General features: G+C 73.1%; 6 protein-coding genes. 5 read left to right on the top strand and 1 reads right to left on the bottom strand.

Annotated features, from left to right (window positions below; all coding sequences use genetic code 11):
- Positions 1-63: 63 nt before the first annotated feature.
- From nadC to CTKZ_RS12165, 5 genes are all read left to right on the top strand, one after another.
- Positions 64-951, top strand: a complete 888-nt coding sequence (gene nadC, locus CTKZ_RS12185) for a carboxylating nicotinate-nucleotide diphosphorylase (protein ID WP_124343197.1) — start codon at positions 64-66, stop codon at positions 949-951.
- A 127-nt stretch (positions 952-1,078) separates the two neighbouring features.
- Entirely contained in the window at positions 1,079-2,617 is a 1,539-nt protein-coding gene (lysS, locus tag CTKZ_RS12180; RefSeq protein WP_124343196.1) for a lysine--tRNA ligase, read from the top strand.
- A gap of 3 nt (positions 2,618-2,620) precedes the next feature.
- A complete protein-coding gene (locus tag CTKZ_RS12175) occupies positions 2,621-2,830 on the top strand; it encodes a hypothetical protein (protein WP_124343195.1) in 210 nt (69 codons plus the stop codon).
- A 65-nt stretch (positions 2,831-2,895) separates the two neighbouring features.
- Positions 2,896-3,240: a histone-like nucleoid-structuring protein Lsr2 gene (locus CTKZ_RS12170; protein ID WP_124343194.1), complete on the top strand. Its 345-nt coding sequence runs from the start codon at positions 2,896-2,898 to the stop codon at positions 3,238-3,240.
- Positions 3,241-3,468: 228 nt separating this feature from the next.
- A complete protein-coding gene (locus tag CTKZ_RS12165; RefSeq protein ID WP_124343193.1) occupies positions 3,469-8,256 on the top strand; it encodes an endo-1,4-beta-xylanase in 4,788 nt (1,595 codons plus the stop codon).
- Positions 8,257-8,390: 134 nt separating this feature from the next.
- On the opposite strand, the gene xylB is transcribed toward CTKZ_RS12165, so the two are convergent.
- On the bottom strand, positions 8,391-9,839 hold the full coding sequence (gene xylB / locus CTKZ_RS12160) for a xylulokinase (RefSeq protein WP_124343192.1): 1,449 nt from the start codon (positions 9,837-9,839) through the stop codon (positions 8,391-8,393).
- Positions 9,840-9,977 lie beyond the last annotated feature (138 nt).

Here is a 9,977-nt window from a genome sequence, read left to right as displayed (position 1 = left end):
CCCCCCCCCCCGCCCCCCCCCCCCCCCCCCACGACAGGGCCGAGGGGTCCGTAGGGTGGCGGCGTGCAGCAGCAGCTCGACCCTGCGTGGGTCGCCCGGGTCGTCCAGGTCGCGCTCGACGAGGACCTCGGCCCCGCCCCCGGCCGGGACGTCACGTCGCAGGCGACGATCCCGCCCGACGCCGTCGGCACCGCGCACCTCGTGGCACGCGCGGAGGGCGTCGTCGCCGGGCTCGTCGTCGTCCAGGAGGTCGTCGACCAGGTCGCGCAGCGGCTCGGGACCGACGGCGTGACCGTGTCGCTCACCGTCGAGGACGGCGCACGCGTGTGGCGCGACGAGGTGCTCGCGGTGCTCGTGGGGCCCGTGCAGACGCTGCTCGTCGCGGAGCGGACGATGCTCAACCTCGCGTCGCGCGCGTCGGGCGTCGCGACGCACACCCGTCGCTGGGCGGACGTGCTGGACGGATCGGGCGCGCAGGTCCTCGACACGCGCAAGACGACGCCCGGCCTGCGGGCGCTCGAGAAGTACGCGGTCCGCTGCGGCGGGGGCACGAACAAGCGCATGGGGCTGTACGACGTCGCGATGGTCAAGGACAACCACGTCGTCGCGGCGGGCTCGGTCGCGGCGGCCGTCCGTGCGGTGCAGGAGCGCTTCCCCGACGTCGACATCCAGGTCGAGGCCGACACGCTCGACCAGGCGCTCGAGGCCGTCGCCGCCGGTGCGCGGTTCCTGCTGCTCGACAACATGCCGACGCCGCTGCTCGCCGAGGTGGTCGCGGCGGTCCGGGCCGGCGAGCCGACGACCGGCCGGGTCGAGCTCGAGGCGACCGGCAACCTCACGCTCGACCGGGCCGCCGAGGTCGCCGGCACGGGCGTCGACTACCTGTCGGTCGGCGGTCTCACGCACTCGTCGCCGATCCTCGACCTCGCGCTGGACCTCCAGGCGTCCTGACGACGGACGGGGGCGGCGCGGACGTGCCGTGCGCCGTCGCCGCGTCCGGCACGTCGTGGCCGTGGGGCGTCGTGCATCTCACGGCCGTCGCGCCGGGCGGGTCGGGCGGCGCCGGTAGAATCGCCCGGTGACCGCTGCGCCCGAGAACCCGGCCGAGAACGCCGCCGCCGACGCCCCCGTCGACGACACCCCCGAGCAGATCCAGGTCCGCCGCGCGAAGCGTGAGCGCCTGCTCGCCGAGGGGACCGAGGCCTACCCCGTGGTGGTGCCGCGCACGCACACGATCGCCGAGGTGCGCGCCGCGTACCCGGACCTCGAGCCGGGCACCGAGACCCAGGACGAGGTCGGGATCGCCGGCCGCGTCGTGTTCCTGCGGAACACCGGCAAGCTCTGCTTCGCGACGCTCCAGGACGGCGAGGGCAACCGCCTCCAGGCGATGCTGTCGCTCGCCGAGGTGGGCGAGGAGCGGCTGTCCGCGTTCAAGTCCGACGTCGACCTGGGCGACCACGTGTTCGTGCACGGGCGCGTCATCGCGTCGCGCCGCGGCGAGCTGTCGGTGTTCGCCGACGCGTGGTCGGTCGCCGCGAAGGCGCTGCGCCCGCTGCCCAACCTGTACGAGGGCACCGAGCTCTCGGAGGAGGCGCGCGTCCGGCAGCGGTACGTCGACCTCATCGTCAACCAGCGCTCGCGGGACATGGTCCGCACGCGGGCCGCGGTGCTGCGGTCCGTCCGGGAGAACCTGCACCAGCGCGGCTTCATCGAGGTCGAGACCCCGATGCTCCAGGTGCGCCCGGAGGGCGCGGCCGCGCGGCAGTTCGAGACGCACATGAACGCGTTCGACATCCCGCTGTTCCTGCGCATCGCGCCCGAGCTGTTCCTCAAGCGCGCCGCGGTCGGCGGCGTCGAGCGCGTCTTCGAGATCAACCGGAACTTCCGCAACGAGGGCGTCGACGCCACGCACTCGCCCGAGTTCGCGATGCTCGAGGCGTACGAGGCCTACGGCACGTACGACACGATCGCGGATCTCACGCAGGACCTGGTCCAGACGGCGGCGCGTGACGCGTTCGGCACGACGACGGTCACGCTGGCCGACGGCACCGAGTACGACGTGGGCGGCGAGTGGGCCCGGCTGCCGATGTACGACTCGCTGTCGGAGGCGCTCGGCGTCGAGATCACGCACGACACGACCGACGAGGTCCTGCTCGAGCTGCTCGAGAAGGCCGAGATCGAGCTCGCTCCCGGGCAGCGGAACCACGGGAAGATGGTCGAGGAGCTCTGGGAGCACCACGTCGGTCACGCATTGACGGCACCCACGTTCGTGCGCGATTTCCCGGTCGAGACGTCGCCCTTGGTGCGCGACCACCGCAGCAAGCACGGACTCGTCGAGAAGTGGGACCTCTACGTGCGCGGCATGGAGCTCGCGACCGGTTACTCGGAACTCGTTGACCCGGTCATCCAGAGGCAGCGGTTCGAGGCGCAGGCGGCGCTCGCGGCGCGCGGCGACGACGAGGCCATGCGAATCGATGAGGACTTTCTCACCGCGATGGAGTTCGCGATGCCGCCGTCGGGGGGGATGGGGATGGGGATCGACCGCCTGCTCATCGCGCTCACGGGCCTCGGCATCCGCGAGACGATCCTGTTCCCGCTCGTGAAGCCGCAGGGCTGACGCGTGGACGGGCTCACCGCGGCGCTGGCCGCGATCCTCCCCTCGATCGGTGTCGGGCTGATCTTCTGGTTCGCGATCCGCGCGCTCGTGAATGCGGACCGCACCGAACGGCAGGCATTGGCCAGAATGGATGCCGAGGAACGCCGCGCCGCGCAGCAGGAAGCGGTCACCACAAATGAGGAATCGAAGCGCGACCGTTTGACGTCCGAATAGTACGGGTGTCATGCTTCGCGGGTAAGCGAGAAAATCCCCTCCACGCACTTACCCCGGAGCGAACAATGGCTCAGAAGGTCCAGGTCCTGCTCGTCGACGACATCGACGGCGGAACGGCGGACGAGACGGTGACGTTCGCGCTCGACGGCGTCACCTACGAGATCGACCTCACGGCGGCGCACGCCTCGGAGCTGCGCGACGGTTTCGCGCAGTGGGTCGGCCACGCCCGCAAGGTCGGTGGCCGTTCGTCGTCGGCGCGCCCCGCCGGCCGCGGCGGCAGCAGCAACGCACGTCGCTCCTCGGGCGACGCCCAGGCGATCCGCGAGTGGGCGAAGGCCAACGGGCACCACGTCTCGGAGCGGGGTCGCATCTCCGCCGAGGTGAAGTCCGCGTACGACGCCGCGCACTGACGCGACGACTCCCGAAGCCCCCGGTGCCGACGAGCACCGGGGGCTTCGTCGTCCCGTCGATGGCGTCCGGGATCGTCGAGGGGAGTCGTTCGGACGGTCACGGACGCGTCACAGTTTCGATACTTGCGGCGACAGAACCGATAATTCGCTCCTCCGGCTGATACCGGAGCCGCAGCCTGACGCATAGGTTGGCGCGGTCACCTGTCAGCATTGCGCAAAGGAGCGTCGATGAGACGGCCGAGAGGCTTCGAAACTATCGGGATCGGCATCGTCGCCGTCGGCGTCATCGCCGCCCCGATCGTGGGCATCCTGCCCACCGCGACCACCGCCGCCGCGGCGTCGCCCACCGTCGTGTCGTCGACGACCTTCGAGGACGGCACGACCGGCATCTGGCAGCAGAGCGGCAACCCGACGCTGAGCGTCGTCGACGTCGACGGCGGCAAGGTCCTCCAGGTCGCGAACCGCGCGGCGGACTACGAGGGCGTCCAGACGGCGCCCGGTGCTCTCGCCGACCTCGTGCCCGGCGCCGAGTACACGATCTCGATGCGCGCGCGCCTCGCCGACGGCACCACCGGCGGCCCCGCCGGCGTGCGGTTCGTCATGAAGCCCGCGTACACGTGGATCGGCAGCACGACCATGACCGCGGACGCGTGGACCACCGTCGCCGGGACGTACACCGTGCCCGCGACGGGCACGGCGCCATCCGACCTCCAGCTCTACCTCGGCACCGGTGACCTCACGGGCGCGTACACCTACCTCGTCGACGACCTCGTCATCACCGGCCCGCCCGCTGCCGGCGGTCCGAGCGTCGTGCTGACCAGCACCTTCGAGTCCGCCGGCCACGGCTGGACCGCGCGCGGCTCCGGCAGCACGACCGTCGCGACCACCACGACGCAGGCGCACGGCGGCACGTCGAGCCTGCTCGTCACGGGCCGCACCGCCGGCTGGAACGGCGCGCAGCACGACGTGTCGAGCCTGCTCACGACAGGCACCTACGACGTCGAGGCCTGGGTGCGGCTCGCCGACGGCGAGGCGGGCCCGGCCCAGCTGAACCTCGGCATGCAGACGCCCGGAGCGGCGAACGAGTACCCGTGGGTCGGCGGCCGCGTCGCCGTCACCGCGGGCGAGTGGACGAAGCTGTCCGGCACGTACACCGTCGACCCGGCGACGCCGCCGACCAACCTCTACGTCGAGTCCGACAGCGCGACCGCCTCGTTCCTCGTCGACGACGTCGTCATCACCGGCCAGGCGTCCACGGGCCCCGGCGAGGTGCCGGACGTCCCGCCGGGCGGCGCGCTCAACCCGACGACGACGCCCGTCGCGACCGCCGCGGCCGGGTCCGCTCCCGGCGTGAAGCGGGCCGCGCTCACCTTCGACGACGGCCCGAACGGCGCCGCCACGACCGAGCTGCTCGACTTCCTCGCCGCGAAGGACGTCCCGGCGACGTTCTGCGTCATCGGCCAGAACGTCACGACCGGCGACGGCGCGAGCGTGCTGCGTCGGATCGTGTCCGACGGCCACACCCTGTGCAACCACTCCACCGACTACAGCGCGATGGACGGGCTGACCCAGGCGCAGGCCGCGCAGAAGATGGCGCAGAACCTCACGACGATCCGGACCGCGCTCGGCGACGCGAACGCGCAGGTGCCGTTCTTCCGGGCGCCGAACGGCGCGTGGGGTCAGACGCCGGCAGCCGCCGTGTCGCTCGGCATGCAGCCGCTCGCCGTCACCAACCTCATCAACGACTGGGACGCGACCGTGCAGTCCGACGTCGAGGCGCTCAAGGCCAACCTGCGCGCTGCGATGAAGGACGGCGAGATCGTGCTCGTCCACGACGGCGGCGGCAACCGCGCCAACTCCGTCGCGGCGCTCAAGGCCGTCGTGCAGGAGCGGCTCGACGCCGGCTGGGAGTTCACGCTCCCGTCCGTGACGCTCGCGCCGTCGCAGCCCGTCGGGTCCACGGTGATCGACGCCGACTTCGAGGACGGCATGGACGGCTGGTTCGTCCGCGAGACGGGCAGCGGTACGCCGACGGCGACGGTCACGACGACCGCGGCCCACGGCGGCGCGCAAGCCGCGCTCGTCGCCAACCGCTCGTCGCAGGGTCACGGCCTCGCGTTCGACGTCGACGGCGTCCTCGTGCCCGGCACGCTCTACGAGCTGTCCGCGTGGGTGCGCTTCGCCGCGGGCCAGCCGGCCGACGACGTGTGGCTCACGGTCCGGCACGACGACGGCGGCACGCAGAAGTTCACGACGCTCGCGCAGGTGTCCGGCCAGTCGAACAGCCAGTGGGTCGAGCTCACGGCGTCGATCCGGCTGCCGGAGGGCTCCGACCTGCTCTACCTGGAGACCGACTACAACAACGGCAACACGTCCGACTTCCTGGTCGACGACATCGTCGTCACGGTCGCGTCGCCGCTGTCGATCGAGGAGGGCCTGACGCCGATCAAGGACACGCTGGACTTCCCGTTCGGCGCCGCGATCCAGGCCCGTGACACGGTCGACCCGTACGGCCGGCTGCTCACGAAGCACTTCGACCAGATCACGCCCGAGAACTTCATGAAGCCCGAGGCGTGGTACGACGCGAACGACCCGACCCACACGTTCGTCACGACGAACTCCGAGGCGGACGCGCTCATGACGTACGCGGCGGAGCACGACCTCAAGGTCTACGGGCACGTGCTCGTGTGGCACAGCCAGACGCCCGACTGGTTCTTCCAGGACGGCTCCGGTCGCTGGCTCACCGACAGCCCTGCCGACCAGGCGGTGCTGAAGGCCCGCCTGCGCACGCACATCGACAACGTCGCGCAGTACCTCAGCGACAAGTACGGCAAGTTCGGCAGCGCGACCAACCCGCTGTACGCGTTCGACGTCGTGAACGAGGTCGTCTCCGACGGCAGCGGCACCCCCGGCGGCATGCGCACGAGCCGGTGGTTCCAGGTGCTCGGCGAGGAGTTCGTCGACCTGTCCTTCGAGTACGCGAACGACGCCTTCAACGGCACGTACGCGGCGCCCGGGCAGTCGCACCCGGTGACGCTGTTCATCAACGACTACAACACCGAGCAGGCCGGCAAGCAGCAGCGCTACCACGACCTGATCGCGCGCATGATCGATCGCGGCGTCGAGTTCGACGGCATCGGGCACCAGTTCCACGTGAGCCTCGCGACGCCCGTGAGCACGCTCGCGGGAGCGCTGGACCGCATGGCCGACCTGGGCAAGGTCCAGGCGATCACCGAGTTCGACGTCACGACGGGCACCCCCGTGACCGAGGCCAAGCTGGTCGACCAGGGCTACTACTACCAGGACGCCTTCGACGCGTTCCGCGCGTTCCACGCGGAGACCGACCAGGTCTTCTCGGCGACCGTGTGGGGTCTCGTCGACGGCCGCTCGTGGCGCAACGACTCGGGCGCGCCGCTGGTGTTCGACGACCAGGTCAAGGCCAAGCCGGCGTACCACGGCATCGTCGACGCCTCGACGCTGCCTGCTCCCATGCGGGCCGCGAACGTCTTCCAGGGCACCGTGCCGCTGGACGACGACGCGACCTCCGCGCCCGACTGGGACCGGCTCCCGCTGCTCCCGATGGACGAGTCGGCGGCGTTCCAGCTCCGCTGGGAGGCCGACCACCTGACGGCGTTCGTCGTCGTGCCGGACGCGACCCCGGCCGCGTCGGACGGCCTCACGTTCTCGCTCGACGGTGAGACGTACGCGTTCGGGCGCGACGGCGCGGGCGACGTCGACGGTGTCGCGACGGAGCTGGGCGACGGCTGGGCCGCGGTGGTCCACCTGCCGCTCGACGCCGCCGCGGTCGGCGACCAGCTCGCGTTCGACGTCACGGCGACGGACGGCAGCACCACGGTCGGCTGGAACAAGCTCGGCGCGACCGGCACGCTCACGCTCGTCGAGCCGCTGTCGTACCTCGAGGTCGCGCCGGCGTCGTCGGCGCCGACGGTCGACGGCGAGGAGGACGCGGTCTGGGCCGACGCGGCCTCGGTCAGCACGACCAAGGTCGTCGGCGCCGGGTCGGACGCGGCGGGTGCCGTCGCGGACGTCAGGACGCTGTGGAAGGACGACACGCTCTACGTCCTCGCCACCGTCACGGACGCGGTCGTCAACACGGCCGGCTCCGACCCGTGGACGCAGGACTCGGTCGAGATCTTCGTCGACCCGGGCAACGCGAAGAACGGCTCCTACCGCTACGACGACACGCAGCTGCGCATCAGCGCGGACAACGTGGTGTCGGTCGGCACGGGTGACGAGGCCTACCAGAAGGCCAACCTCACCAGCGCCACGCGTCGCACCGCGTCGGGCTACGTCGTCGAGGCCGCCATCGGCCTGCACGACCAGGGCGGCGCCGGCACGTTCCACGGACTCGACTTCCAGGTCAACGACGCCACCGCCGACGGTGCGCGGACGTCGATCCACACCTGGGCCGAGCCCACCGGCACCGGCTACCAGACGACCGAGCGCTGGGGCGTCGGCCGGCTGGTCGAGGCCGCGGGCGAGGAGCCGGAGCCGTCGGCGCCGACCGTCGTCCTCGGGGCCGGCAAGGTGGCGCGCGGCGGCACCGTGCCCGTGGCGCTGTCCGGGTTCACGCCCGGGACGGTCGTCGACGTGGTGCTCGGGGCGGAGTCGCTCGTCGGCCAGGTCCAGGGCGGCGCACGGCTCATGGCCGCCCGAGCCGTCGGCAGCACCGGGCCGCTCGGGCTCGTCGTCGGGTCCTTCACCGTCGACGCGTCCGGCGGGGCCTCCGGGTCCGTGAGGATCCCGGCCACCACGGCCGTCGGCCGCTACGGCATCGCCGCCGCGGTCGACGACCAGGTCCTCGCGGCCACGGTCGTCGACGTCGTCGCCGCGGCTCCCGGCGGCGGCGCGTCGGGCGGCACCGGCGGGTCCGGTGGCGGCAGCCTCGCCACCACGGGCGCGCAGGTCGCGGGTCTCGTGCTCCTGGCTCTCGCGCTGCTCGGCGCGGGGACGGCGATGGTGCGCTCTCGCCGCCGCGGGACGCACGTGGCCTGACGCACCGCAGGACGACGAGGGCTCGGCCACCGCAGAGGCCGGGCCCTCGTCGTGCTTCCGGCGCCCGCCCACCCCACGACGAGAGCCCGGTCCCTCGGAGGGGCCGGGCTCTCGTGCGTCGGTGCTCGCGACTGTCAGAGCGGGCGGGTGCCGGTCAGCTCGCGGACGGCGGCGTACTGCTCGCGGACGCGCGCGACGGGGTCGGCGCTGTGCAGTGCCGCCTCGGCGGCGGCGGTCCACGACGGGGCGGTCGCGGAGCCCGACAGGACCCACGCGGCCTGGCGCGCGGCACCGTCGGCGACGTACTCGCCGGGCGTCGGCACGTGGACGGGCAGGCCGAAGACCGTCGGCGCGATCTCCCGCACGGCCCGCGACTGCGCGCCACCGCCGATGAGGAAGAGCCGCTCGACGGCGACCCCCTGGGCGCGGAGCGCGTCGATGCCGTCGGCGAGCGCGCAGAGCATGCCCTCGACGGCGGCGCGCGCGAGGTGCGCGGGGGTCGTGTTCGCGAGCCGCAGGCCGTGCAGCGCGCCGGTCGCGTCGGGCTTGTTGGGGGTGCGCTCGCCCTCGAGGTAGGGGACGAGGACGAGGCCGTCGGCACCCGCAGGGGCGGACAGCGCGAGCTCGGACAGGCCCGCGTGGTCGACGCCGAGCATGCGGGCGGCGGCGTCGAGGACGCGCGACGCGTTGAGCGTGCACGCGAGCGGCAGGAACGCGCCCGTCGCGTCGGCGAAGCCCGTCACCAGGCCCGAGCCGTCGGCGGTGGGCGAGGAGGCGATCGCGGAGACCACGCCCGACGTGCCGATCGACACGGCGACGTCGCCCGGGCCGAGACCCAGCGCGAGCGCGGCGGCCGCGTTGTCGCCCGCACCGGGGCCGAGGACCGGCTCGCGCCCGCCGACGACGGCCCGCGGACCCGCCTCGGACGGGCCGAGCACGCGGGGCAGGTGCACCCGGTGGCCGAGCCCGCGCTCGAGCAGGTCGAGCCGGTAGTCGTTCGTCACCGGCGACCAGTAGCCCGTCCCGGACGCGTCTGAGCGGTCGGTCACGAGCTGGTCGAGGCCCGCGCCGCCCGAGCCGGCGCCGTTGCCGCTGAGGCGCCACGTCAGCCAGTCGTGGGGGAGCGCGACGGCGGCGACGCGGTCGGCGTTCTCCGGCTCGGCGTCGCGCAGCCAGCGCAGCTTCGTGACGGTGAGCGACGCGACCGGGACCGAGCCGACGGCGTCGGCCCACGCCTGCGCGCCCTTCTCGGCGTCGCCGTCGCCGAGCTCCTCGACGAGGTCGAGAGCGGCCTGCGCGGAGCGGGTGTCGTTCCACAGCAGCGCGTCGCGGACCACCTCACCCGAGGAGTCGAGCGCGACCATGCCGTGCTGCTGCCCGCCGACGGAGATCGCGTCGACGTCGTCGAGGCCGCCGGCGTCCGCGATCGCGGTCTGCAGCGCGTCCCACCAGTGGCGCGGGTCGACGGACGTGCCGTCGGGGTGCGAGGCGCGGCCCTGGCGGACCAGCTCCCCGGTGTCGGCGTCGCGGACGACGACCTTGCAGGACTGCGTGGAGGAGTCCACGCCGGCGACGAGCGTCATGAGGCTTCCTTCGGCGGGCGGACCGGCGACGTCGCGCGGTCCGGGAGCGGGGCCGGGTGAGGGGTGGAGCGAGGGGCCGGTGCCGCGACGACCCGACCCCGGGGGACGGGGCCGGGTCGTCCGGACGGCCGACGACGC

Origin of the sequence: Cellulomonas algicola (assembly GCF_003851725.1) — a bacterium.
GTDB classification, from domain to species: Bacteria; Actinomycetota; Actinomycetes; order Actinomycetales; family Cellulomonadaceae; genus Cellulomonas; species Cellulomonas algicola.
The sequence above is the reverse complement of the archived record's forward strand: the minus strand, read 5'-3'. Positions and strand labels throughout refer to the sequence as shown.

Bases quoted from the DNA above. Each gene is read 5' to 3' on its own strand.
- CTKZ_RS12170 (WP_124343194.1), top strand. From the start codon at position 2,896: ATGGCTCAGAAGGTCCAGGTCCTGCTCGTCGACGACATCGACGGCGGA.
- CTKZ_RS12165 (WP_124343193.1), top strand. From the start codon at position 3,469: ATGAGACGGCCGAGAGGCTTCGAAACTATCGGGATCGGCATCGTCGCC.
- xylB (WP_124343192.1), bottom strand. From the start codon at position 9,839: ATGACGCTCGTCGCCGGCGTGGACTCCTCCACGCAGTCCTGCAAGGTC.